The organism is Bradyrhizobium sp. 18BD, from assembly GCF_054185225.1.
This window is the reverse complement of sequence record NZ_JAVAYL010000199.1, coordinates 1-461: the sequence shown is the minus strand read 5'-3', so window position 1 is coordinate 461 and position 461 is coordinate 1. Positions and strand designations below refer to the sequence as shown.

1 protein-coding gene is annotated in these 461 nt (G+C 52.3%); it reads right to left on the bottom strand.

Going from position 1 to position 461, the window contains the following annotated elements:
- On the bottom strand, positions 1 to 350 hold a 350-nt coding region (locus RAD16_RS41060; RefSeq protein ID WP_458163694.1), incomplete at its 3' end, for a hypothetical protein.
- Between the last annotated feature and the right edge of the window lie 111 nt (positions 351 to 461).

Here is a 461-nt window from a genome sequence, read left to right as displayed (position 1 = left end):
CAATCAGGAGAAGCCGTATGCAATTGAACATTAGCGGTCATCAACTCGAAATCACCGACGGATTGCGCAATTACGTGACTGAGAAAATGAGCCGACTGGAGCGGCATTTTGACAAGATCACCAATGTGCAGGTCATCCTGGAAGTCGAGAAGGTACGACAGAAAGCCGAAGCCATCCTCCATGTTGCCGGGGGCGAAGTCGTAGCCAACGCCGAACAAACCGATATGTACGCTGCCATAGACCTGCTTACCGATAAACTTGACCGCCAGCTCATCAAGCACAAGGAAAAGAATATCGATCGCCTGCAGGGCGCCCACGACCGATAAGGCAAAACACGCCGCAAAACCCATGCAAATCGACACTATCCTCACCCCCGAGCGCACCTTTTCAGGTGTGCAGGGGGGATCAAAAAAACGTGTGCTTGAACTGATCGGCAAACTGGTCTCCCAGCACACAGACCT